Consider the following 24,003-nt stretch of genomic DNA (forward strand, 5'->3'; position numbering starts at 1 on the left):
TGTCGGGCGTAGATTCAGAATCTCCCCGCCGCGGGGCCCGTCGACTCGAATTGGTCGATCATGTCGCCGGGGGCGGAAATGCCCGTGACGATGCCGTGCATCGCCGCGCGCGCCCGCTCCCAGTCGCCGCTGGCGATGGCGCCGCGGACCGCCGCATAGGCGGCCAGTTCGTCGGCCGGATCGCCGGCCCTGCGCCGCATCCGGTTCGCGATGCGCAGCGCGGCTTCCACGGCGTCCTGGAACTGGGCGTAGAAGGGATTGCGCGCGGCCTGGAGGACCGCGCCGTGAAAGGCGATCCGGGCGTCGATCGGATCCTCGTCGCGCCGTTCGCAGAGCAGCATGTGCTCGAGCGCGTCGGAGATGCGCTGCACGCCGCGCGGCCAGGCAAAGCGCGCCGCGAACTCCGCCGCCGCCGGCTCGATCGCCACGCGCAGCTGGTTGAACTGGCCCAGCGCGTCCGCCGCATGGCGCCGCTGGAGGAGCCAGCGCAGCACGTCGGTGTCGAGCAGGCTCCAGCAGGAGAGGGGCTGTACGTTCGTGCCCAGGCGCGGGCGACTCGCCAGCAGGCCCTTGGCGGTGAGCATCTTCACCGCTTCGCGCGTCACCGAGAGGCTGGTGCCGTAATGCCTGGCCAGCTCAGCCTCGGGCGGGAAGGGCTTGTCGTCATAATCGCCGGCGGCGATCGCCCCGCCGATCGCGTGGAGCAGCCCGAAAGTGAGGCTGTGTCCCAGCTGCGGGCGATCGGGCGCGCCTCCCCTTGGCAGCCCCGCGAAGCCAGGGCCCGGCGGGGCGACCGCGAAGCTCGCGCGGGCGTTCACGGCTTGGTCGCCCGGGTGAAATTTCGCGGCATCCAGCACTCCCCCTTTTTCCCGACATCCGATCGGTGCACGATTTCGGTAGATTGGTCAGATAAATGTTACTATATTGGCCTGACCAAAACAAGGAGGGGACCGAATGGGTACCGAAAAGCGCCGAGTGCATGTTTTCCTGGCGGGCGCGGGGTTCGCGGCGATGCTGGCGGCGCCATTTGCCGCGCTTTCACAGCAGGCGCCGAAGCAGGATCCGGCGGTTCGGGAGGCGAAGCTCGTCGCGACCTATTCGGACACCAGCAGGCTGGGCACGCCCTGGGCCAAGGACCCCTCGGTCATCCGCTTCGGCGGGCGCTTCCTGATGTATTATACGGTGCCCGCGCCGCGCGAGAATCCGGTGGGGGTGAAGGACTTCCCCAAGGGGCTGGCGATCGGCATCGCCGAGAGCCGCGACCTCAAGACCTGGACCAAGGTGGGCGAGATCCTGCCGAAGCAGCAGGTCGAGGCGAACGGCATCGCGGCGCCGGGCGCCGTGGTGATCGGCGGGAAGGTCCACCTGTTCTACCAGACCTATGGCAATCGCGAGAAGGACGCGATCAACCATGCCTGGTCGTCGGACGGCATCGTGTTCGAGCGCGATCCCGGCAACCCGGTCTTCCATCCCGATCCCGCCACCGCCAAGTGGAGCGTCGGCCGGGCGATCGATGCCGAGGCATTCGTCCAGGGCAACAGGCTGATGCTCTATTACGCCACGCGCGATCCCGAATTCAAAGTGCAGAAGGTCGGGGTGGCGAGCGCGCCGATCGGCTCGAAGTTCACAAGGGGCGACTTCACCAACCTCAACAACGACAAGTCGATCCTGGAGCCCGAGCTCGCCTGGGAGCGCAACTGCATCGAGGCGCCGAGCGTCATCCGCCGCGGCGGCAAGCTCTACATGTTCTACGCCGGCGGCTACAACAACGAGCCCCAGCAGATCGGCGTCGCGGTGAGCACCGACGGCGTGAAGTGGAAGCGGCTTTCCGACAAGCCGTTCCTCGCCAACGGCCCGAAGGGCAGCTGGAACGCTTCGGAATCGGGCCATCCCGGCATCTTCCAGTTCGGCAACCGTACCTTCCTGTTCTTCCAGGGCAACAACGATCGCGGGAAGAGCTGGACGCTGGCCGCCACCGAGATCGGCTGGAACGCCAAGGGTCCGTATCTGAAGTAACCCCGGCCACGCCGCGCACAACTATAAGAACAGGAGAGTAGAATTGGCCCTTGTCCGCATCCTGGCCGCGCTGAGCCTTGCCGCCACGGTCCCCGGCCTGGCCCCGGCCGAGGCGCTGGCGCAGCAGGCGCCCGCCGCATCCGCATCGTTCGACCTGGTCGCGGAGGGCGCGGCGCCGACGATCTTCGTGAGCGCTGGCGACGCCCCGGTGGTCGGGATCGCGGCGCGTGCCTTTGCCGGCGATGTCGAGCGTGTGTCGGGCGTGAAGCCGCAGGTTTCCGAAGCGGCGCCGAGCGGGCGCCTGGCGATCCTGGCGGGGACGATCGGCGGCTCGCCGGTGATCGACAGGCTGATCGCCGACAAGCGCATCGCGGTCGACAAGGTGGCGGGCCAGAGCGAGGCCTATACGATCGCGCTGGTCGACAAGCCGGTGCCCGGGGTCGATCGCGCGCTGGTCGTGATCGGGGCGGACCGGCGCGGCACCGCCTATGGCATCTTCCGCCTGTCCGAGCAGATCGGCGTCTCGCCCTGGGTGTGGTGGGCCAATGTGACCCCGGCCCGGCGCAGCAGCGTGCGACTGAATGCCGGCACGGTCGTCCAGGGCTCGCCCTCGGTCCGCTATCGCGGCCTGTTCATCAATGACGAGGACTGGTCGATCCGCCCCTGGGCGACCCGGATCGACCCGACGGGCGACATGGGGCCGACGACCTATGCGCATGTATTCGAACTGCTGTTGCGGTTGCGCGCCAATTTCCTGTGGCCGGCGATGCACAAGGTCAGTTCGGCGTTCAACCAGGTCGCGGGCAATGCCGAGATGGCGGACCGCTATGCGATCGTGATGGGCGCCAGCCATGCCGAGCCGATGCTGCGCGACAATGTCGCCGAGTGGAATTTCGAGCAGCGCGGCGAATTCAACTACGCCAAGAACGGAAGGAACATCCTCGACTACTGGCGTGACCGGGTGAAGGCCAACCACCAGTATGAGAATGTCTACACCGTCGGCATGCGCGGCATCCACGACAGCCCGGCGGAGATGAATAAGGGCTTCGACGGCGTCCGGCTGCTCGAGAAGGTGGTGAGCGACCAGCGCGGCCTGCTCAGCGAAGTGGGGCAGGACCCCACAAAGGTCCCCCAGATCTTCGTGCCCTACAAGGAAGTGCTCGACATCTACCGCAAGGGCATGAAGGTGCCCGACGACGTCACCCTCGCCTGGGTGGACGACAATTACGGCTATATCCGCCAGCTCTCGACCAAGGCGGAGCAGCAGCGCCCCGGCGGCGGCGGCGTCTATTACCACATCTCCTATTGGGGGGTGCCCAACGACTATCTGTGGCTCGACACCACGCCGCCCGCGCTGATCGGCGAGGAGATGGGCAAGGCCTATGCCACCAATTCCCGCCGCCTCTGGGTGCTCAATGTCGGCGACATCAAGCCGGGCGAGAAGGGCCTGAACTATTTCCTCGACCTGGCCTATGACTATGACGGCACCGCGAAGCTGGGCCAGCAGGGCTGGCTGAAGCGCTGGGCGACCGGGAATTTCGGGCCCGAACAGGCCGATGCGATCGCCGCGCTGCTCGGCGATTTCTACCGGCTCAACTATGACCGCAAGCCCGAGCATATGGGCTGGAACGACGCCGAGACCGCGCCGCGGCCGACCGAGTTCTCGCCGGTCGCGTATGGCGACGAGGCGGGCAGGCGCACCGCCGAGTTCCGCGATCTCGACAAGCGCGCCGAGGCGATCGCCGCGAAGCTGCCGGCGGAGAAGCGCGACGGCTTCTACCATCTCGTCCTCTATCCGGTGCGCGGCAGCGCGATGATGAACGTGAAGATGCTGAACGCCGATCGCAGCTTCCTCTACGCGCATCAGGGCCGGGCCAGCGCCAATCTCCACGCCGATGCCGCGGTCGATGCCTATAAGCGGATCAAGCAGGCGACCGAGGCGTACAACGCCGTGGGTGGCGGCCAATGGTCGCACTTCATGAGCGACGAGCCGCGCATGCAGGCGGTGTTCAACATGCCGCCGCTCGGCCGGGTGACGCCGTCCGCCACGCCGGGGCTGGGCGTTGCGGTCGAGGGATCGATCGATGCCTGGGCGGAGCATCCCGCCAGGGCCGCCGATGCCGCGGATGCCAGCCTGCGCGTGCAGCGCTGGCGCACCGCCTCGGCTCCTGCCGACCGGCTCCCGGTGTTCGAGCGGGCGACCGATGCGCGCCACTTCATCGATGCGTTCAACACCGGCACCGGTACGCTCGAAATGTCCGCCACGGCCTCGGCGCCGTGGATCCGGATCGAGCGCGAGGACCAGCCGGGCGGCGACCAGCGGCTGTGGGTGTCGATCGACTGGCGCAAGCTCAAGGCCGGCGAGACCGCTAGCGGCAGCGTGACAATTTCCGCCGCCGGCGCCAGCCGCAGCATCGCGGTCTCGGCCCGCAATGTCGCGGCGCCCAGGGGCATGCTGGTCGAGGACAATGGCATCATCGCCTTCTCGGCGCAGCGTTATGCGAAGCTCCAGCCGGTCGGCGGACTCGGCTGGCAGGCGGTGCCGGGGCTTGGGCGATCGGGACAGGCGCTGCAGAGCAGCGTCGCGCTGGCCAGCGCGGCGGATCCGGCCGGGGCGCCCTATGCCGAATATCGCTTCCGGGTGACGCATGCCGGCGACGCGAAGCTGCGCGCCACGCTGATGCCGAGCTTCGCGCTCAATGCCGAGAACAAGCTGCGCTACGCGGTGTCGATCGATGGCGGCCCGACCCAGCTGGTCGATGCCGATGCCAAGCGCGACTGGAGTGACGGGGTGGAGCGCAATGCGATCACGTCGGTCACCAGCTGGCCGGCGCTGGGGGCGGGCGAGCATCGCCTGCGCATCTATGCGCTCGATCCGGGCGTGGTGCTCGATTCGCTGATCCTCGACCTGGGCGGCCTTGCCACCGCCTATCTCGCGCCGCCGGAGACCATTGCGAAATGAGCCGCCGGACCAAGGGGCTGCTTGCGCTCGGCGCGGTGCTGCTCAGCACCGGTGCGGCGCAGGCGCAGGCGCAGGCGCAGGGTGCGCTGGGCGCGAACTACAACGAGCATTTCGAGGACGTGGACTATCGCGACCTCGACAAGGCCGGCGCGCACTGGGTCCGGCTGTTCCTCACCATGCCCGAGTTGGAGCGGAGCCCGGCCGCAGAGCATGGCGCGGTCCGGACGATCCTCGACGTGGCCAGGCACGGCTATGGCACGATCCTCTCGCTGAAGTTCCCGCGCAACCGGCAGGACTTCCCGAAGCCGGGCAGCGCCGGGATGGCGCGGGAAATGGCGTGGCTCGACCAGGTGCTGCCGCTGGTGATGGGCAAGGTCGATATCCTGGTGATCGGCAACGAGCCCTATATCGAGAGCCGTCGCGAGGACCGCGACCTCGACCTCAACGCCTATTACGAGGCGATGGCGAACCGGGCGATCGCGTACCGGAAGGCGCATTGCGCCAGGGCGTGCAGGACGCGGCTGTACATGGGGGCGCTCAACCGGCTCGACCTGGAGATCAACCGGACGCCCTCGACCGAGCGCTGGATGGCGTTCGTCAAGGCGACGCCGGAGATCGACGGGGTCGACATCCATCCGCATCTGCCGGCGATCGAGGGCTCGCAGGTCTTTGTCGACTATGTCGTCGCGCGGATGCGCCCCGACCAGAAGTTCCTCGCCACGGAATTCTCGATCGTCCGCTGGTGGGAGCAGAACATGCAGGCGGCGATCCCGCAGGGCTTCGCCGATGCCCGGCACCTGCCACGCGAGACGAAGAACTGGCAGGTGATCAAGGCGGCGCTTGAGAGTCCGTTCCCCAAGGCGGAATGGGATGCGTTCCTGGCACAGAGCCCGTGGTTCGAGAGCCGGAAGCATTATCTGCGCAACCAGATGGCGATCTTCCGCAATTCCGGCCGGCTGGCGGTCGCCAATTACGGGTTCAGGCAGGGCAGCTCGATGAGCCGCAATTTCGGCCCGGCCACCACGCCCTGGCTGCTCAACAGCGTCTTCGCCGCGCGCACCGTCCGGCCCAATCCGGATGGCAGCGCCGCGTTCAACTATGCCTGGATCGAGGATTTCAGGGCGCTGCAATAACCGACCGCGGATCGCGCGGCTTATCGACATCATCGCAAAAGGGGGAGGCAACATGTTGAAGGTCCTGATGATCGGCGCCGCGCTGCTGGGCGCCGCCACCGCCGATGCGGCGCATGCCCAGGGCGCGCTCGGCGCCAGCTACAACGACCAGTTCGGCGAGCTCGACTATCGCGACCTGGAGAAGTCCGGCGCGAAATGGGTGCGGATGTCGCTGCCCTTGCCGCAGCTCGACCGCGGCGTCGGCAGCAATGGCGTGCTCAACAAGATCCTCGAGGCTTCGGAGCGGGGATACAGCACCGTGCTGTCGCTCAAGTTCGGCTATGTCGGCACCATCCCGCCGCAGGTGGGGAGCGATGCGTATCTGAAGGACGTGGCGCGGCTGGATGCGGTGCTGGGGCTGGTGACGGGCAAGGTCGATGTGCTGGTGATCGGCAACGATCCCTTCCTCGAGGTTCCCGAGAAGAACCGGGACGAGAGCTTCAACGCCTATTACGAGGCGGTCGCGCGGCAGGTGATCGCACACCGTGCGAAGACCTGCGCCGCGAACTGCCGGACGCGCCTCTACATGGGCGCGCTGGTCCGGCTGGAGATGCCGGCCGAACGGAGCAAGGTGGTCGAGCGCTGGATGAGCTTCGTGAAGGCGACCCCGGAGATCGAGGGGGTGGCGATCCGGACGCATGTCGCCGAAGTCGAGGACTCGAAGGCCTATCTGAAATACATCCTGCCGCGCATGCGCCCCGAGCAGAAGTTCGTCGTCACCGACTTCTCGCTGGTGAAGACCTGGACGGAGAACATGCAGGGCGCGATCCCCAAGGCGTTCGCCGAGAAATATGGCGCGCCGCGGACCGCGCAGAACTGGCAGATCGTCAAGGCGTCGCTGGAGACGCCCTTCTCCAAGGCGCAGTGGGACGAGTTCCTGTCGCAGAGCCCCTGGCTGGAGAGCCGCAAGCATTTCGTGGCGAACCAGATGCAGGTCTTCCGCGATACCGGCCGGCTCGCGGTTGCGACCATCGCGTTCACGCAGGGCGCCGCGCCGGCGGACAAGCTCAGCCCGGGCGCGGCTGCCTGGCAGCTGAACAGCGTCGTCGTCCGGCGCTCCGCCAAGCGCAATCCGGACGGCAGCGCGGCGTTCAACTATGCGTGGATCGACGACTTCAAGGCGCTGCAGAAGTAATGGACGTGGATCTCACTCGCCGAACCCTGATCGCCGGATCGGCGCTGGTCGCGACATTGCCGCTTGGCGCGGTGGCGGCGGCACCGATCGAGCGCTTTCCGATCTGGCCGGGATCGCCGCCGGGCGGGGAGGGGCTCACGGTGCGCGACGAGACGGTCCGGCGCTCGGTCAATGGGCCGGCCGACGACATCGCCTGGCCGCATGTCGCGACGCCGATGCTCAATGTCGTGCCCGCGGCCCAGCCCAATGGCGGCGCGATCCTCTATGTCCCCGGCGGTGGCTATGCCCGGGTGGCGGTGGGACGCGAGGGATCGGGGATCGCCCGTGCCTTCGCCGCGCGGGGCTTCACCGTGTTCGAGCTGCTCTACCGCCTGCCGCGCGACGGCTGGGCGGCGGGGCCGGACGTGTCGCTGCAGGACGCGCAGCGCGCGATGCGGCTGATCCGGGCGCGGGCGGGCAAGTGGCGGATCGACCCGGCCCGGGTCGCGGCGATGGGTTTCTCGGCGGGCGGCCATCTCACTGCCCGGCTCGCCAGCCGCGCGGCGCTCAGGACCTATGACCCGGTCGACGATGCCGATGCGCAATCGGCGCGCCCCATCGTCGCCGGGCTGTTCTTCCCGGTGATCACCATGGCCGACCCCGTGGCGCATGCCGCCTCGAAGCGCGAGCTGCTGGGGAGCGACGCCAGCCCGGCGCGGATCGCACGCTTCTCGGCGGAGAACGGCCTGCCGGCGGACATGCCGCCGACCCTGGTCGCGCATGCCGCAGACGATCCGGTGGTCAGCCCGGGCAACAGCCTGGCGATGTTCGCGGCGCTGCAAGCCGCCAGGATCCCGTCCGAACTGCACATCTTCGAGAAGGGTGGCCACGGCCTGCCGCTCAAGGAAGCGGGCAGGGACCATCCCTGGCCGGCATTGTTCGAGCGCTTTGCCCGCAACCACGGGATGTGAGCCGCCGGGCACGGAGCGTGCGTGAGAAGGCGGTGGCCTGGGCGGGGATCTGGAAATAGGAGGATGGGCCATGCGCCCGTCCAGTACCGCTCCGGATCGCCCGAGCCCCGCCCGAGTCCGCGCCCTGTATGCGATGCTGACGCTCGTGATGCTGCTCTGGGCGGGCAATTCGATGGTCGCCCGTGCCGTCCATGCCGAGATCCCGCCCTTTGCCCTGGCGCTCGGGCGCTGGTCCGGCGCCCTGCTGGTGGTCGCGCCATTCGCCTGGCGGCGCGTGATCGCCGACTGGCCGGTGGTGCGGCAGCACTGGGGGAAGATTCTCCTGCTCGGGCTGATCGGCATCGGCGCGTTCAACGCGCTGCTCTATTCGGGCCTGCGCTACACGACCGCCACCAACGGACTGCTGATCCAGGCGGCGATACCGGCGCTGGTGCTCTGTTTCGACGGGCTGTTGTTCAAGGCACGGCCGCGCGCCGCGCAGATCGCCGGCGTCTCGATCGCCGCGATCGGGGTGCTGACGATCATCCTCAAGGCCGACCCCGCTGCGCTGCTGTCGCTCAGCTTCAACATCGGTGATGTCCTGGTGCTGTGCGCCGTCCTCGCCTGGTCGCTCTACACCGCCCTGTTGCGCCTGCGGCCTCCGATCGATCCGCTGAGCTTCCTCGCGCTGACCTTCGCGATCGGCGTGCTGGCGATGCTGCCGTTCGCGATCGCGGAACTGCGGAGCTTCCCGCTGCACTTCACGCCGCGCGTGCTGGGGGCCTATGCCTATGTCGCGTTGCTGCCCTCGGTGGTGGCCTATTTCCTGTACAACAAGGCGGTGGGCGAGCTTGGTGCGGGCGCGGCGGGGCAGGTGATCAGCCTGCAGCCGCTGTTCGGCGCGCTGCTGGCGGTGCCGCTGCTGGGCGAGGCGCTGCACGGATATCACCTTGCCGGGATGGCTATCATCCTGGCGGGGATCCTGATCCCGGCGATGGCGGGGCGGCGGCGCAGCCGGCAGGCGACCGCAAGCCCATAGCCCGCGCCGCTAGCCGAGCCGCTTGGTGCTGGATCGGATGATGAGTTCGTGGGGCAGGGTGATCTGGCTCACCGGACTGTCGTCGCCGCGCAATATGTCGACGAGCAGCTCGACCGCCTGCTGCCCGATATCCCCCTTCGGCTGGGCGATGGTGGTGAGGCCGGGCTGGAAGAAGCGGGCGAGCGGCAGATCGTCGAAGCCGACGACCGAGATGTCGTCGGGGCAGATGCGGCCGGCCTGGCGGATCGCGCTGATCGCACCCATCGCCATTTCGTCGCTGAAGCAGAACAGCCCGGTCACGCCCTGTGCGATCAGGTCCGGCACATGGTCGGCGGCGGACTGGGCGGAATAGTCGCCGACACGGACCCGCAGCCGGTCGGCAAGGCCATGGCGCTTCGCCGCCTGCATCGCGCCGGCGAGGCGATCGCGGCTGATCGGGCTGACATGCGGACCGGTAATGACGCCGATGTCGCGATGCCCGAGCGCGATGAGATGCTCGAGCGCGTCGCAGCCGGCGGCGGCATTGTCGATATGCACGCTCGGCACGCCGATATCGGGGCTGTACTCGCAGCCATTGACCACGGGTGCGCGGGCGCCCTGCTTCGACATCAGCGGGCGCAGATTGTCCGGCAGGCGGTGTCCGAGGAAGATCAGGCCGTCGACCTCGCGGCTGGAGAGCATGGCGGCATATTGATCCTCGATCGAAGGATCGTGCCGCGTGTCGCCGACGACGACCGCATAGCCGGCATCGCGCGCCGCTTCCTCCGCGCCGCGGATCACGCTGGCGAAGAAGGGGTTGGAGATGTCGGGAACGGTGACGAGGATCTTGGCGGCGCGGAGCGTGCGCAGCGTCCGGGCGGCGACGTTCGGCTTGTAGCCGAGCGACTCGACCACCTCGAGCACGCGCAGGCGGGTCGGCTCGGCGACGCGGTCCGGGTGGCTCAGGACGCGCGACACGGTGGCCGTGGAGACGCCCGCCATCGCGGCGACCTGGATGATGGTCGGCATTGACATTGATGTAACTCGTTACAGCGACATGTCGAGTAATGTAATCCTTTACATCGGCTTTTGACCTGCGTAGCCTGAGTCCCGACAAGCAGGAAAACTGCAGCAAAAAATGGGAGAGGGGCTTCGTGGCCACTTTGGGCAATGACGCGCTTGCGGCATCGCAGCGCCCGGTATCGGGGCTGCTCATGGGGCGTCTTAGCGCGCTCATGTTCATGCAGTTTTTCGTCTGGGGGGCGTGGAACGTCACGCTCGGCCTGGTCATGCAGACCGTCGGCATCGGCAGCCTCATCGCCAACGCCTTCTCGGTAGGTCCGATCGCCTCGATCGCCGGTTCCTTCCTGCTCGGCATGGCGGCGACGCGCTATCTGAGCCCCAGGGCGCTGATGGTGATCCTGCATCTGGTCGGCGGCGCGATCCTGCTGGTGATGCCCGCGCTGGTGACGCCGGAGAATGGCACCACCTTCGTCTGGGTGCTGCTCGGCTACATGATCCTCTACATGCCGACCGTCGGCCTTGCGAACACGATCGCGCTGAAGAGCTTCGGCGAGCGCGCGGACCGCTTCCCCTTCGTCCGCGCCTTCGGCACGCTCGGCTGGATCGTCGCGGGTCTGATCATCGGCTGGGTCGGCCTGTCGGCCAGCCCCGAGATCTTCCGCGTCGCGGCGGTCGTATCGATCGCGCTCGGCCTGTACAGCCTGACGCTTCCCAATGTCGCGCCCGATGCGCCGCGTGACGAGAGCCTGGTTCGCCAGGTGCTGTGCGTCGAGGCGTTCGGCCTGATGCGGCAGCGCTCCTATCTGATCTTCATCCTGGCGGCGACGCTGATCTCGGTCCCGCTCGCGATGTACTATGCCTATGCCTCGGCCTATCTCGGCGTGGCGGGGATCGAGAATGTCGGCGGCACCATGGCGATCGGGCAGATGTCCGAGCTGGTGTTCATGTTCTCCATGCCCTGGCTGTATCGCCGCTTCGGCGTGAAGCCACTGCTGCTGGTCGGCATGATCGCCTGGGCGCTGCGCTATGCGCTGTTCGCGATCGGTGACGGCGGCAGCTCGCTCTGGGCGATCTATCTTGGCGTGGCGCTGCACGGCGTGTGTTACGACTTCTTCTTCGTCGCCGGTGCGATCTATACCGGCACCATCGCCTCGCCCAAGGGCGTCAACGCGCAGGCGCAGGGCATGCTGACCCTGTTCACCTACGGCGTCGGCATGCTGCTCGGCTCGCAGATCGGCGGGCTGCTCTACGCGCAGCTGCCCGAGGCTTCGACCATCGCCGACTGGCACCAGATGTGGTGGTATCCGGCGATCGCCGCCGCGGTCATCGCGGTGCTGTTCCAGCTCTTCTTCCGCGACGACAGCCGGACGGAGACCTCGGCATGAACGCGATGAAGGGCCCCGCGATCTTCCTCGCCCAGTTTCTGGGGGACAGCGCACCGTTCGACACGCTCGATGGTCTCGCGGAATGGGCCGGCGGGCTCGGCTATGTCGGCGTCCAGATCCCCTGCGATCCGCGGCTGATCGACCTGAAGCTCGCCGCCGAGAGCAAGGCCTATTGCGACGACCTGCGCGGCAGGCTCGCCAGGTTCGGCGTCGAGCCGACCGAGCTTTCGACGCACCTGCAGGGCCAGCTCGTCGCGGTGCATCCGGCCTATGACCAGCTGTTCGACGGCTTCGCGCCGGCCGAGCTGCACGGCAAGCCGGCCGAGCGCCAGGCCTGGGCGGTCGAGCAGGTCAAGCTTGCTGCCAGGGCGAGCGCCAATCTCGGGCTGAATGCGCATGCGACCTTCTCGGGCGCGCTCGCCTGGCCCTATGTCTATCCCTGGCCGCAGCGGCCCGCGGGGCTGGTCGAGGAAGCGTTTGCCGAGCTCGCCCGGCGCTGGACCCCGATCCTCGACGTGTTCGAGGAAGCGGGCGTCGACTGCGCCTATGAGATCCATCCCGGCGAGGACATCCATGACGGCGCGACCTGGGAGCGGTTCCTGGAGGCGGTGGACAATCATCCGCGCGCGCGGATCCTGTTCGATCCGTCGCACTATGTGCTGCAGCAGCTCGACTATCTCGACTTCATCGACCGCTATCACGACCGGATCTCGTGCTTCCACGTCAAGGACGCCGAGTTCAACCCGACCGGGCGGACCGGCGTCTATGGCGGCTATGAGAGCTGGGTGAACCGCGCCGGCCGCTTCCGCTCGCTGGGCGACGGCCAGGTCGATTTCGTCGGCATCTTCAGCAAGCTGGCGCAGTATGGCTATCGCGGCTGGGCGGTGCTCGAATGGGAATGCGCGCTCAAGCGATCCGAGGACGGCGCGCGCGAAGGCGCCCCGTTCATCCGCGATCATATCATCCACGTGACCGACCGGCCCTTTGACGACTTCGCCGCGAGCGGAGTCGATCGGGCGGCGATCCGTGCGCTGCTGGGGCTTTCTCCGCAGCGGGACTGAACTCGAACTCGTCGGTTGAGGGAATAGGCGTTCCATGGTTCGACACGCGCTTCGGCTCGGCATGGTTGGCGGCGGGGAGGGTGCCTTTATCGGCGCGGTCCATCGCATGGCGGCGGCGCTCGACGGCGGCTGGCAGCTCGTCGCGGGTGCGTTCAGCACCGATGCGGGGCGCAACCAGCGGACCGGCGACGCGCTCGGCCTGGTGCCGCAGCGCGTCTATGCCTCGTTCGATGCGATGCTGGCGGGCGAACGGGCGCTGCCCGAGGGCGAGCGGATCGACGCGGTTGCCGTCGTGACGCCCAACCATCTCCATGCCCCGATGGCGATCGCGGCGCTGGAGGCGGGCTTTCACGTCTTCTGCGAGAAGCCGATGGCGATGAGCGTCGCGGAGGCCGAGGCGATCGGCGCGGCGGCCAAGGCCAGCGGACGCCATTTCGCGCTCGCCTTCACCTATAGCGGCTATCCGCTGGTCGAGGAGGCGCGGGCGCGGATCGCGCGGGGCGATCTTGGCGCGATCCGGCTGGTCCAGGTCGAGTATCTCCAGGGCTGGCTCAGCCGGCCGATCGACGAGCAGGGCAACAAGCAGGCGGAGTGGCGCACCGATCCGGCGCGCGCCGGGCTCGGCGGCTGCCTGGGCGATATCGGCACGCATGCCTTCCAGCTCGCCGAGCATGTCTCGGGGCTGCGGGTGGACTCCGTGTCCGCCGAGCTGACTACCCATGTGCCGGGCCGCCGGCTCGACGACGATGTCAGCGCGCTGCTGCGCTTCACGGACGGTGCGCGCGGCACGCTCAAGGCGAGCCAGGTCGCGGCCGGCGAGGAGAATGGGCTCAAGCTGCGCATCCATGGCGAGCAGGGCGGGCTGGAATGGGCGCAGATGGAGCCGAACACGCTGACCCTGCGCTGGCTCGACCGGCCGGCGGAGATCGTGCGCGCCGGCGGGCCGGGCCTGCAGGACAGCACGGCAGCGCTGCTGCGCACGCCCTCGGGTCATCCCGAGGGTTATGTCGAGGCCTTTGCCAACCTCTATCGTGCCTTTGCCGCTGCGATCCGAGGCGATGGCGACCGCTGGTTTCCCGGCGTCGCCGATGGACTTCGAACAATGCGTTTCATCGAGGCGGTCGTCGCCAATGCGGCGTCGGACGCGAAATGGACAATGGTTGATCCGGGAGAGAAAGAATGAAGCTTCTCGTGTGCCTGGGAGCGTTGAGTGCCGCTGGGGCGGCTCAGTTCTTCGTCAGCGTACCCACTGTCGCGCAGACCGCGGCCCCCACCGCGCCGCCGCCGGCATTCAATGCCTGCCGCGCCTGCCATACCGTGGAGAAGGGCGGCAGGAACGGCGTCGGGCCCAATCTCTACGGCGTGGTCGGGCGGACGGCGGGTGCGACGCCGGGCTTCAACTATTCGCCGGCGATGAAGAACTCGAAGCTGCGCTGGGACGAGAAGACGCTCGATGAGTATCTCGCCGGGCCGGGCAAGAAGGTCCCCGGCTCGCGGATGCCGATCGGCATGCCCGATCCGGCCAAGCGTGCCGCGATCATCGCCTTCCTGAAGGCCGGGAGCGGCAAGTGACCGGCGCGGTCACCCGCCGGACGGTGCTCGCGGCCGGGGCCGTGGGTGCTGCATCCTCGGCGATGGCGATGGGCGGAAGTACGGGCGGGCAAGGCTCGAACGCCGCCTATTTCTCGCTCGGCTATGCGCCGCACGAGGGCAGCTTCGCCAGCCGCGGCGGTCTGTTCGAGCAGATCGCCTATGCCGCCGACCAGGGCTTCAGGGCCTGGGAGGACAATGAGGCGCGCAGTCGCCCGGTGGCCGAGCAGGAGAAGATGGCCAAGGTCTTCGCCCAGCGCGGCATGAAGATGGGCGTCTTCGTCGCCAGCATGCCGAAATGGGCGCAGTCGCGGCCGCTGCTCGGCGGCAGTGACGATGCCGAGCGCGAGGCGTTCCTTGCCGATATCCGCACCTCGATCGACGTCGCCAAGCGGCTCAACGCCACGCGCATGACGGTGGTCACCGGCTTCCTCGATCAGAAGGTGCCGCTCGACATCCAGACCGCGCGGGTCATCGACGTGATGCGCAAGGCCGGCGACATCGTCGCGCCGCACGGGATCGCGATGGTGATGGAGCCGCTGAATACGCGGACCAACCATCCGGGCGTCTACATGCAGACGATCGCGCAGGGCTTCGCCGTCGCGCGCGGGGTGAACAGTCCGGCGGTGAAGATCCTGGCGGACCTCTATCACGAGCAGATCCAGTCGGGGAACCTGATCCCGGCGCTGGAGATGTGCTGGAGCGAGATCGGTTATCTGCAGTTCGGCGACAATCCGGGCCGCAACGAGCCGGGCTCGGGCGAGATCAACTATGCCTCGATCGTCCGTTGGCTCCGCGCGCGGCGCTATGACGGCGTGATCGGCATGGAGCATGGCAATTCGGTGAAGGGCCGGGCCGGCGAGGACCGGCTGATCGCGGCCTATCGCAAGATCGATACACAGGGAGAGGGACTATGACGCGCATGCGCATGGCGGGATGCGTTGCCGCCGGCTTGATCGCGATCACGGGCGCATTCGCCTTCGCGCAGGAGAAGCCCGGCTTCAAGGACACGCCGCAGCTGCCGGACGGCAAATGGCTCGTCCATGATGCCGACCGGCCCGCGCCGACGGTGACCACGCCGGCGGCGGCACCGGGCGGCGCGCCTTCCGACGCGATCGTGCTGGCACCTGATGCCTGGCAGGCCGAGACGGCGCCCTGGCAGGTCGCGGGCGGCGTGATGACGGTGCCGGCGCGCGCGGAGGGTGCGAAGGAGAGCAACCTCGTCTCGAAGCAGAGCTTCGGCGACGTCCAGCTCCATCTCGAGTTTCGCTCGCCCAATCCGCCCAAGGGCAATTCGCAGGATCGCGGCAACAGTGGCGTCTGGTTCATGCAGCGCTACGAGGTGCAGATCCTCGATGGCTATCAGAACCCGACCTATGCCGATGGCACGGTCGGCGCGGTCTATGGCTGGAAGCCACCGCTGGTGAATGCCGCGCGCAAGGCCGGCGAGTGGCAGAGCTACGACATCATCTTCGAGCGGCCGCGCTTCGCGGCGGACGGCAAGCTGGTGCGCCCGGCCTATGTCACTGCGCTCCTGAACGGCGTGGTGGTGCAGAACCACCAGGCGCTACTCGGCACGACGATCTGGCGCAAGGTCGCCAGCTACCAGGCGCATGGTGATGCGGCGCCGCTGCAGCTGCAGGATCACGGTTCGCCGGTCTCGTACCGCAACATCTGGGTGCGCCCGCTGCCCGAGGCGGCGATCGCTCAGGACCTGCCGGGAGGCGCGAAGTGATCGACCGGAGAACCGCGCTTGCCGGGGTCGTCGCCATGTTCGGCGCGGCGACCTTCGCGCCGCTCGCCCGCGCCGCCGGTGCGGGCAAGGCTTCGAACATCCCGGTGATCAGCGAGGGGCCGCCGAGCGTGGCGGTGTTCACGCCCGCGCAGCGCGCGCTGATGACCGCGCTCAGCGAGCGCATCCTGCCGACCACGGATACGCCGGGCGCGATCGCGGCAGGCGTTCCGGCGTTCATCGAGAAGATGCTGGCCGACTGGGCGCGGCCGACCGACCGGGTGCCGATCCTCGCCGGGCTCGACGCGATCGAGGCGCGCAGCCAGCAGGATTACAAGGTGTCCGGCGCGCAGGCGACGGCGGAGCAGCAGGACGCGCTGCTCACCCTCGCGATGAACGGCCAGCTGCCCTCGGGCGGCGTGTTCTTCGAAGCGTTCCGGCAGCTCGTTCTGGCCGGCTACTACACGTCCGAGATCGGCATCACGCAGGAGCGCGAATATCTGCCGGTGCCGGGCGAGTATAACGGCGAGTTTCCCTATTCTCAGGTCAACAAGGTGTATTCCGCATGATGATCAGCCGCAGGAATCTGCTCGCCGGCGCGGGCGGCGTCGCAGCACTTTCGCTTGCCGACTTCGCGATCGCACCGGCATCCGCCGCGCAATTGAAGGCGATCGGCCTCCAGCTCTATACGGTCCGCGAGATCTTCCAGAAGGACCCGGTCGGCACGCTCGAGCAGGTCGCGCGGATCGGCTATCGCGAGGTCGAGTTCGGCGGTGGCGGCTATGATGTCATGGATCATGCGCTGCTGCGCAGGACGATGGACCGGCTCGGCCTAAAGTCGCCGTCGCTGCACATCGGCTATGACGCGCTGCTCGGGCAGTTCGACAAGTCGATGGCGATGGCGAAGACGCTCGGCGCCGGCACGGTGGTGCTGCCCTACATGACCGACGAGCACCGCACCGAGCAGGGCTGGAGTGCGGCGCTGCCGAACTTCAATCGCTTCGCAAGGGGCCTGAAGAAAGCCGGGCTCGGCTTCGCCTATCACAACCATGATTTCGAGTTCACCACGAAGCCGGGCGGCATCAGCCTGTACGAGCGGTTCCTCAAGGAGACTGACCCGGCGCTCGTAAAGGTCGAACTCGATCTCTACTGGGCGGCGCATGCCGGCGAGGATCCCGGCGCGCTGATCGATCGCCTGTCGAAGCGGCTCTACGCCTATCATGTGAAGGACATGCGTGCCGATCGCAGCATGACCGCAGTGGGGCAGGGGACGATCGATTTCGCCGCGCTCTTCAAGCGGAAGGGCAGCGCCGGCGTCCAGCATTTCTATGTCGAGAATGATCAGGCGCCGGCGCCCTATCTGCCCGACATCACCACCAGCTTCCAGACGCTGCGCGCGCTGCGTTTCTGATCAGGGTTCGGGAGGGAAGAACATGGCTTCGACCAACAGGTTCGATGCGATCGTCATCGGCTCCGGCGTAAGCGGCGGGTTCGCTGCCAAGGAGCTTACCGAAAAGGGACTGCGCGTCCTCATGCTCGACCGGGGCGTGATGGTGGAGCACGGGGAAGGCTATACCTATGACGGCAAGCCGGCGTTCGAGGTGCCGGCGCGCAACATGATGCCGCCGGGCCTGCGCGACAGCGACTATTTCATCGCCAAGCACGGCTATGTGCAGCCGAGCAACCGGGCCTTCTACAATGACGACCGGCTGAACCCCTATGCCTTTGACGAAGGCAGCAAATTCTACTGGATCCGGCCCGGTGCGGTCGGCGGCAAATCGCTGATCTGGGGGCGGTGGAGCTTCCGCTGGAGTCCGGCCGATTTCGAGGCGAACAAGCGTGACGGGATCGATGGCGACTGGCCGATCCGCTATGACGACCTCGCGCCCTGGTACAGCTATGTCGAGAAATATATCGGCGTGTCCGGATCGCGCGAGAACCTGCCCTATCTGCCGGACAGCGAATTCCAGCCGCCGATGCCGATGAACATCGCGGAGAAGTGGCTCAAGCAGCGGCTGGAAACCGAGTTTCCGGGACGCAAGCTGATCAACACGCGCCTGTCCAACATGACCGAGGACAAGCCCGATCAGAACCGGACCAAGTGCCAGTTCCGCAACCAATGCGGCAATGGCTGCTCGTTCGGCGCCTATTTCTCGACCCAGGCGGTGACGCTGCCGGCGGCGCGGGCGACCGGGCGGCTGACGCTGCGTGCCGACGCGGTGGTGACCAACCTCGAATATGACGCCGCGAAGAAGCGCGTCACCGGGGTCCGGTTCATCGACGCGAAGACCGGGCAGGCGGAAGTGGTCAATGCCGGGCTGGTCTTCCTCTGCGCCTCGGCGATGGCATCGAACCAGATCCTGCTCAACTCGCGGCCAGCGGGCAGCGGGCGTAGTCATTTCGACAGCAGCGGGACGCTCGGCAAATATGTGATGGACCACATCTTCCGGGTGTCGATCGATGGCGACATCCCGGGGATGGAAGAGTTCATCGAATATGGCCGGCGGCCCGGCGGGGTCTATATTCCCCGCTTCCGCAACAATGGCGGGGACGAGGGCGTCGGCTTCAAGCGCGGCTATGGCTATCAGGGCAGCGCGCGGCGCGAGCCGTCGCCGCCGGTGGGCTTTGGCGCGTCGATGAAGCACGGGATGCGCAAATATGGCGGGTGGAAGTTCGGCATGGGCGCGTTCGGCGAATGCCTGCCCTATGAGGACAATCACGTCTCGCTGCATCCCGACAAGGTCGATCGCTTCGGGGTGCCGCTGATGCGCTTCGACGTGCGCTTCCGCGAGAATGAGCTGCGAATGATGGCAGACGCGCGGACACAGGGCGAGGCGATGCTCAAGGCCGCGGGGCTGACCAACGTCAAGAGCTATGAGGACGAGCACGTCCCCGGCGACGCCATCCACGAGATGGGTGGCGCGCGCATGGGCGCCGATCCGCGTTCCTCGGTCCTGAACAAGTGGAGCCAGGCGCACGACGCCGAGAATCTCTACGTCACCGACGGCGCTCAGATGGCATCCGTATCTTGCGTGAACCCCTCGCTGACCTTCATGGCGCTTACGGCGCGGGCGGCGGATTACGCCGTCAAGCAACTCGCGAGCGGGTGAGGCTGCTTTCCGGCTCACGTTGAGGGCCGGGAGAGGTCTGCCAATCTAGTTGATCCGTGCCGGTGCGCTTCCATGGAGCGTGCCGGCACGGATCGTTTTGGCTTGCGGCCAGGCCGGCCGCGCCGAATCTCGCGCGTGTCCTTCCGCGACGAGTGCTTCGCGCTATTCGATCCTGCAAGAAGCGGTCGAGATCCGATTTTCGCGGAGCCGAAACCAGCGGCAAAATGTCCGTCGAGGCACTGCGGGGCATCGATCTGATTTATCAGGAGAATTGGCGCAGGCGGATAACCGGGGCGCGTCGGCCTGCGCCTCGAGTGCGCGAGTTCATTTGACAAAATGATTTATTTAATCGAAGTTCCGACTCGTTACCGCCGCAAAGGCGGAACGCAATGAACGGTGGAGATGCCGTTCTCTTGGAGAGGATAGATGGGGCCTTCCGTTCTGCGGGCCGGGGATCGCGCACGTCGCCGCGCGATCGGCAATCTCGTACATCGCCGTGTCACGCGTTTCGCCGCATTGGCCGGAGCGGCATCGCTGCTGGCCATCGGGTCATCGGGGATGGCGCAGGATTCCGGACGTGCGGATGCGGGGCAGGCCCCCGTGGACATCGCCAACCCGCTGGTGGGTACGGCGCCGCTGGACAATCCCGAGTTCATCGGCAACGCGCCGCCCGCAGGCGAACCACTCTATTCCGGCCTGACTTCACCCGGTGCGCGCCTGCCGCACAGTGCAGTCGAGGCCGCACCGGTCAATTCGAATGTCGAGCTGAGCTATCCCTGGGGCGTAGCGACCCCATACTATTACACCAATCCCACGATGATCGGTTTCACCGGTGGCGGCGGCCCTACCTATGGTGCGCGCGCCACGCCGATGCTGATGCCGATCGTCGGCGACTGGACGGTGCCGCCGGTCTATACCGAGGCCTGGTACGACAAGGCGCATGAAGTCGCGGCGCCGGGCTATTATTCGGTGTTCCTCGATAGCTTCAAGACGAAGGTCGAGCTGACCGCGACGCAGGCGACCTCGCTGATGCGGTTCACCTTCCCGGCGACCGAGCGGGCGCATGTGATCCTGAACCTGCAGGGGCGGGGCGGCCAGGTCGAAGTGGTCGGCGACCGTACGGTGCGCGGCATCATTGGCGACCGCAACGACAACGATGCGCGCGATGGACGCTATTTCGTCGCGGAATTCTCCAAGCCCTTCAAGCGTTTCGGCACTTTTCGCAAGGCTCCGGGCAATGCCCGCGGCTATGGCATCGGCGACAAGGACGTGCAGCCCGATGCCCGGCAGATCGAGGGGGCGTTCGCCGGCAGTTATGCCGATTTCACCACGCGCGACGGCGAGCGGGTGCTGGTCCGCATCGCGTACGGCCCGAGCTACGAGGCGGCGACGCGGCGGCTGCGGCAGGAAAGCCCGGACTGGAATTTCGACCGCATCCGTGGTGCCGCGCGCGCCGAATGGGCGAAGCTCCTCGACCGCGTCCGGGTGAGCGGCGGCACCGAGAAGCAGCGGATGCTGTTCTATTCGACGCTGTTCCAGTCCTTCGCCAGCCCGCGGCTGGTGGCGCGAAAGGGCGAGCATTTCACCGATACGAACGGCAAGACTCAGGTCGCCAGCTATGACCGCTACGGCCCGGTGCCCTTCTGGGATACCGGCCGCAACCAGATCGTGCTGCTCGAGCTGCTCGAGCCCGAACTGACCCGCGACGTGATGCAGTCCGAGCTCGACATGGCCCGCGAGCGCGGGTTCATGAACACCTCGTTCCACGGCGACAATGCGGTGTTCCTCTATCTCGGCGCGATGCGGCGTGGCATCGCGTTCGACTATGCGGCAGCGTACGAGTATCTCCGCAAGAATGCGCTGGATCCCAAGGGGCCGCGCCACTTCCTCGACGAATATATGGCGCGCGGCTGGATCTCGGACGTGGTGCCGGACCGCAACCCGAGTCCGCCCCATGCGGACGGCAAGGCGGGTGCTGCCAAGACGCTCGAATATGCCTGGGACGACGCCGCGCTCGCCGATATGGCCGAGCGACTGGGCAAGCCGCAGGATGCCACGCTGTTCCGCAAGCGCGCGGGCAACTGGCGCAACGTGTTCGACCGCTCGATCGGCTTTGTCCGCGGGCGGACCGAGGACGGCAAGTGGTTCACACCCTTCGATCCGGCCGAGCCCTATTACAACCACATGATGAAGGAGGCGTCGGGCTGGTCGACCCTGTGGCTGGTGCCGCAGGACGTGCAGGGGTTGATCACCGCGCTGGGTGGCCGGGCCGCGTTCAACGCCAAGCTCGATGAATTCTTCACCAGGCCCTACAACCCCACGGGCATCTGCCGCGACTGCACCGGCGTGATCGGCCAATATGTGCAGGGCAACCAGCCGGACCAGCAGGCCCCCTATCTCTATGCCTGGAGCGGCCAGCCCTGGAAGACCCAGGCGCTGTCGCGCCGCATCCTGCGCGACCTCTATGGCAGCGACGCCGCCGGCTATGGCTATCCGGGGATGGACGACCAGGGTGCGACTTCGTCCTGGTATGTGCTGAGCGCGCTGGGCTTCTACACGGTCGATCCGGCGAGCGACGTCTATGTGCTCGGCAGCCCGATCTTCGATCGCGCCACGCTCAGGATGGGCAATGGCAAGACGCTCGAGATCGTCGCGAAGAACAATTCGGCGACGAACCTCTACATCCAGTCCGCCACGCTGAACGGCAAAAGCTGGACCAAGCCGTGGTTCCGCCACGCCGACATCGCGAACGGCGCCGTGCTGGAACTGACCATGGGCGCGAAGCCCAACCCGGCCTGGGGCAGCAGCCCGGCCGATGCGCCGCCTTCGCTGAGCCGGCACTGAGGAGTTTGACGATGCGTACCATGATGCTCGCCCTGTTGCTGTCGGGTGCCGCGACCGAGGCACTGGCCCAGCAGGCGCCAGCTGCCCACGCGGATGCGACCTATACCGGCGGTGCGATGATTACCCGCTGGGGCCGCGATGTGACGCCGGAGAATGCCTGGCGCAGCTATCCGCGCCCGCAGCTCGAGCGCGAGAAGTGGCTGAACCTCAATGGCCAGTGGGACTATGCCATCACCGGGGCGGCGGCGCCGATGCCGCAGCCGACCCAGATGGACGGCAAGATCCTGGTGCCCTTCGCCGTCGAATCCCGCCTGTCGGGCGTGGCGCGCAAGGTGCAGCCCGAGGACCGGGTCTGGTATCGCCGCAGCTTCACCGTGCCCGCCGACTGGGCCGGGCAGAATGTGATGCTCAATTTCGGCGCGGTCGATTTCGAGGCGCATGTCTGGGTGAACGGCGCGGTCGTCGGTGCGCACAAGGGCGGGTCGAGCCGCTTCGGCTTCGACATCACTCCGTATCTGAAGCCCGGGGCGAACGAGCTGGTCGTGCAGGTCGCCGACCCGACCAGCGCCGGCAGCCAGCCGCGTGGCAAGCAGCTGCTGAACCCGGACGGCATCTGGTACACGCCGGTCAGCGGCATATGGCAGACCGTATGGCTCGAGCCGGTGCCCGCGCTGCACATCGCCGATGTGCGCGCGACGCCGGACATCGATCGCGGCACGGTGGAAGTCGATGTCGCGCTTTCGGCCTGGGCGAGCGACACCGACGCGGTGCGCCTGAGCGTGCGCTCGCAGGGCAAGACGATCGGCTCGACGATCATCCGCGCCAATCGCCATGCCAGCATCGCCATCCCCGACGCGCATCTGTGGTCGCCCGAGGACCCGTTCCTCTACGACCTGGTTGCCGAGCTGGTGACGGTGCGCGATCCCTATGCCGACCGGAAGGAGCGCGACCGCGCTGCCTATGACTCGCGCTTCACCGTGGGCGAGAGGCAGGCCTATGCCGCCGCGCAGGTGGAAGGCGCCGCGCGCGACATCGCCAAGGCCTATTTCGCGATGCGCAAGGTCTCGGTCGGGCCGGGCAAGGTACATGGCCAGCCGGCGCTGCTGCTCAACAACAGGCCCTATTTCCACAATGGCGTGCTCGACCAGGGCTGGTGGCCGGACGGGCTGCTGACCCCGCCTTCCGAAACCGCGATGCGCTACGACCTGGAGTTTCTGAAGAAGGCGGGCTTCAACATGGTCCGCAAGCACATCAAGGTCGAGCCGGACCGCTATTATTACGACGCCGATCGCATGGGCATGCTGATCTGGCAGGACATGCCCTCGGGCGGCGGCGAGGATCAGTTCCTCGCCGGCACCAGCCAGAGCCAGGCGGTATTGTCGTCCGAAGTGATGGCGCAGCAGCAGTTCGAGCTGTCGCACATGATCGGCGACCTGCGTGCCTTCCCCTCGATCGTCCTGTGGGTCGTCAACAACGAGGGGTGGGGGCAATATGACTCCGCCACGCTCACCAGGTTCGTGCGCGGGATGGACCCGAGCCGGCTGGTCAATTCGGACAGCGGCTGGCTGGACGTGGCGGGCCGCGATTCCGACGTGTTCGACATCCACACCTATGAGGACGTGCCGCACACGCCGGCACGCCATAGCGACCGCGCCATCGTGCTCGGCGAATATGGCGGGGTGGGCTGGCCGATCGAGGGGCATCTGTGGCGCGACGACAAGCGTTGGAGCTACCAGGTCACTACCGATTCCAACGACTATCTCGCCCGCTATCGCCGCAAGTTCGACGAGGTGGTGCGGCAGGCGAAGGAGAATGGCCTGAGCGCGTCGGTCTACACCCAGACGACCGATGTGGAGGGCGAGATCAACGGCTTGCTCACCTATGATCGCGCGGTGGCCAAGGCTCCGGCGGAGGCGTTCGCCCGGATGGCCGCGCCGCTGTGGGACAAGCCGGAGCCGGCGGCGAAGGATGTGCCGCCGCCCAGGAAGCGCAAGCGCGGCTCATAAGGGCGCAAACGCGCAACAGC

19 protein-coding genes are annotated in these 24,003 nt (G+C 67.2%); 17 read left to right on the forward strand and 2 right to left on the reverse strand.

Features of this window, described 5'->3' with window-relative positions:
• Nucleotides 1–14: 14 nt before the first annotated feature.
• Nucleotides 15–818, reverse strand: a complete 804-nt coding sequence (locus AAHM44_RS06710) for a FadR/GntR family transcriptional regulator (protein ID WP_342249469.1) — start codon at nt 816–818, stop codon at nt 15–17.
• 136 nt (nt 819–954) lie between these two features.
• Between AAHM44_RS06710 and AAHM44_RS06715 the strand changes: the two genes are divergently transcribed.
• The 6 genes from AAHM44_RS06715 to AAHM44_RS06740 all read left to right on the forward strand — a co-directional run bounded on the left by AAHM44_RS06715 (nt 955) and on the right by AAHM44_RS06740 (nt 9,253).
• Complete coding sequence (locus AAHM44_RS06715; RefSeq protein ID WP_269574740.1) at nt 955–2,016, forward strand: family 43 glycosylhydrolase; 1,062 nt, start codon at nt 955–957, stop codon at nt 2,014–2,016.
• A 43-nt stretch (nt 2,017–2,059) separates the two neighbouring features.
• Nucleotides 2,060–4,978, forward strand: a complete 2,919-nt coding sequence (locus AAHM44_RS06720; protein ID WP_342249470.1) for a glycosyl hydrolase 115 family protein — start codon at nt 2,060–2,062, stop codon at nt 4,976–4,978.
• Nucleotides 4,975–6,111, forward strand: coding sequence for a hypothetical protein (locus tag AAHM44_RS06725; RefSeq protein WP_342249471.1), 1,137 nt, complete (start codon nt 4,975–4,977; stop codon nt 6,109–6,111). Before AAHM44_RS06720 ends, AAHM44_RS06725 begins: the two co-directional genes overlap by 4 nt.
• Before the next feature lie 52 nt (nt 6,112–6,163).
• Complete coding sequence (locus AAHM44_RS06730) at nt 6,164–7,285, forward strand: hypothetical protein (protein ID WP_342249472.1); 1,122 nt, start codon at nt 6,164–6,166, stop codon at nt 7,283–7,285.
• Nucleotides 7,285–8,235 (forward strand): alpha/beta hydrolase, encoded by a 951-nt coding sequence (locus AAHM44_RS06735; RefSeq protein ID WP_269574744.1) that lies wholly within the window; start codon nt 7,285–7,287, stop codon nt 8,233–8,235. The genes AAHM44_RS06730 and AAHM44_RS06735 overlap by 1 nt, the downstream gene beginning before the upstream one ends.
• A gap of 70 nt (nt 8,236–8,305) precedes the next feature.
• Entirely contained in the window at nt 8,306–9,253 is a 948-nt protein-coding gene (locus tag AAHM44_RS06740; RefSeq protein ID WP_342249473.1) for a DMT family transporter, read from the forward strand.
• A gap of 9 nt (nt 9,254–9,262) precedes the next feature.
• Here the strand turns inward: AAHM44_RS06740 and AAHM44_RS06745 are convergent, their stop codons facing one another.
• Nucleotides 9,263–10,261 (reverse strand): LacI family DNA-binding transcriptional regulator, encoded by a 999-nt coding sequence (locus AAHM44_RS06745; protein WP_342249474.1) that lies wholly within the window; start codon nt 10,259–10,261, stop codon nt 9,263–9,265.
• Nucleotides 10,262–10,386: 125 nt separating this feature from the next.
• Here AAHM44_RS06745 and AAHM44_RS06750 point away from each other — a divergent pair, with 125 nt between their 5' ends.
• From AAHM44_RS06750 to AAHM44_RS06800, 11 genes are all read left to right on the forward strand, one after another.
• Nucleotides 10,387–11,640, forward strand: a complete 1,254-nt coding sequence (locus tag AAHM44_RS06750) for an MFS transporter (protein WP_342249475.1) — start codon at nt 10,387–10,389, stop codon at nt 11,638–11,640.
• The gene (locus AAHM44_RS06755) at nt 11,637–12,701 is read left to right on the forward strand and encodes a sugar phosphate isomerase/epimerase family protein (RefSeq protein ID WP_342249476.1); all 1,065 of its coding nucleotides are present in this window, start codon (nt 11,637–11,639) and stop codon (nt 12,699–12,701) included. Before AAHM44_RS06750 ends, AAHM44_RS06755 begins: the two co-directional genes overlap by 4 nt.
• 34 nt (nt 12,702–12,735) lie before the next feature.
• The gene (locus AAHM44_RS06760) at nt 12,736–13,884 is read left to right on the forward strand and encodes a Gfo/Idh/MocA family protein (RefSeq protein WP_342249477.1); all 1,149 of its coding nucleotides are present in this window, start codon (nt 12,736–12,738) and stop codon (nt 13,882–13,884) included.
• Nucleotides 13,881–14,273: a c-type cytochrome gene (locus tag AAHM44_RS06765; protein ID WP_269574750.1), complete on the forward strand. Its 393-nt coding sequence runs from the start codon at nt 13,881–13,883 to the stop codon at nt 14,271–14,273. Before AAHM44_RS06760 ends, AAHM44_RS06765 begins: the two co-directional genes overlap by 4 nt.
• Entirely contained in the window at nt 14,270–15,208 is a 939-nt protein-coding gene (locus AAHM44_RS06770; RefSeq protein ID WP_269574751.1) for a hydroxypyruvate isomerase family protein, read from the forward strand. The genes AAHM44_RS06765 and AAHM44_RS06770 overlap by 4 nt, the downstream gene beginning before the upstream one ends.
• Nucleotides 15,205–16,026: a 3-keto-disaccharide hydrolase gene (locus AAHM44_RS06775; protein ID WP_269574752.1), complete on the forward strand. Its 822-nt coding sequence runs from the start codon at nt 15,205–15,207 to the stop codon at nt 16,024–16,026. Before AAHM44_RS06770 ends, AAHM44_RS06775 begins: the two co-directional genes overlap by 4 nt.
• Entirely contained in the window at nt 16,023–16,592 is a 570-nt protein-coding gene (locus AAHM44_RS06780) for a gluconate 2-dehydrogenase subunit 3 family protein (protein ID WP_342249478.1), read from the forward strand. Before AAHM44_RS06775 ends, AAHM44_RS06780 begins: the two co-directional genes overlap by 4 nt.
• Nucleotides 16,589–17,434, forward strand: a complete 846-nt coding sequence (locus AAHM44_RS06785) for a TIM barrel protein (protein WP_342249479.1) — start codon at nt 16,589–16,591, stop codon at nt 17,432–17,434. Before AAHM44_RS06780 ends, AAHM44_RS06785 begins: the two co-directional genes overlap by 4 nt.
• Before the next feature lie 22 nt (nt 17,435–17,456).
• Nucleotides 17,457–19,133, forward strand: a complete 1,677-nt coding sequence (locus AAHM44_RS06790; RefSeq protein ID WP_342249480.1) for a GMC family oxidoreductase — start codon at nt 17,457–17,459, stop codon at nt 19,131–19,133.
• Nucleotides 19,134–19,559: 426 nt separating this feature from the next.
• On the forward strand, nt 19,560–21,977 hold the full coding sequence (locus tag AAHM44_RS06795; RefSeq protein WP_342249481.1) for a GH92 family glycosyl hydrolase: 2,418 nt from the start codon (nt 19,560–19,562) through the stop codon (nt 21,975–21,977).
• An 11-nt stretch (nt 21,978–21,988) separates the two neighbouring features.
• The gene (locus AAHM44_RS06800; protein ID WP_342249482.1) at nt 21,989–23,983 is read left to right on the forward strand and encodes a glycoside hydrolase family 2 protein; all 1,995 of its coding nucleotides are present in this window, start codon (nt 21,989–21,991) and stop codon (nt 23,981–23,983) included.
• Nucleotides 23,984–24,003: the final 20 nt, after the last annotated feature.

This window comes from Sphingomonas sp. OTU376 (assembly GCF_038440415.1).
GTDB classification, from domain to species: domain Bacteria; phylum Pseudomonadota; class Alphaproteobacteria; order Sphingomonadales; family Sphingomonadaceae; genus Sphingomonas; species Sphingomonas kyeonggiensis_A.

Bases quoted from the DNA above. Each gene is read 5' to 3' on its own strand.
- AAHM44_RS06715 (WP_269574740.1), top strand. From the start codon at position 955: ATGGGTACCGAAAAGCGCCGAGTGCATGTTTTCCTGGCGGGCGCGGGG.
- AAHM44_RS06725 (WP_342249471.1), top strand. From the start codon at position 4,975: ATGAGCCGCCGGACCAAGGGGCTGCTTGCGCTCGGCGCGGTGCTGCTC.
- AAHM44_RS06730 (WP_342249472.1), top strand. From the start codon at position 6,164: ATGTTGAAGGTCCTGATGATCGGCGCCGCGCTGCTGGGCGCCGCCACC.
- AAHM44_RS06735 (WP_269574744.1), top strand. From the start codon at position 7,285: ATGGACGTGGATCTCACTCGCCGAACCCTGATCGCCGGATCGGCGCTG.
- AAHM44_RS06740 (WP_342249473.1), top strand. From the start codon at position 8,306: ATGCGCCCGTCCAGTACCGCTCCGGATCGCCCGAGCCCCGCCCGAGTC.
- AAHM44_RS06745 (WP_342249474.1), bottom strand. From the start codon at position 10,261: ATGCCGACCATCATCCAGGTCGCCGCGATGGCGGGCGTCTCCACGGCC.
- AAHM44_RS06755 (WP_342249476.1), top strand. From the start codon at position 11,637: ATGAACGCGATGAAGGGCCCCGCGATCTTCCTCGCCCAGTTTCTGGGG.
- AAHM44_RS06760 (WP_342249477.1), top strand. From the start codon at position 12,736: ATGGTTCGACACGCGCTTCGGCTCGGCATGGTTGGCGGCGGGGAGGGT.
- AAHM44_RS06765 (WP_269574750.1), top strand. From the start codon at position 13,881: ATGAAGCTTCTCGTGTGCCTGGGAGCGTTGAGTGCCGCTGGGGCGGCT.
- AAHM44_RS06775 (WP_269574752.1), top strand. From the start codon at position 15,205: ATGACGCGCATGCGCATGGCGGGATGCGTTGCCGCCGGCTTGATCGCG.
- AAHM44_RS06785 (WP_342249479.1), top strand. From the start codon at position 16,589: ATGATGATCAGCCGCAGGAATCTGCTCGCCGGCGCGGGCGGCGTCGCA.
- AAHM44_RS06790 (WP_342249480.1), top strand. From the start codon at position 17,457: ATGGCTTCGACCAACAGGTTCGATGCGATCGTCATCGGCTCCGGCGTA.
- AAHM44_RS06795 (WP_342249481.1), top strand. From the start codon at position 19,560: ATGGGGCCTTCCGTTCTGCGGGCCGGGGATCGCGCACGTCGCCGCGCG.
- AAHM44_RS06800 (WP_342249482.1), top strand. From the start codon at position 21,989: ATGCGTACCATGATGCTCGCCCTGTTGCTGTCGGGTGCCGCGACCGAG.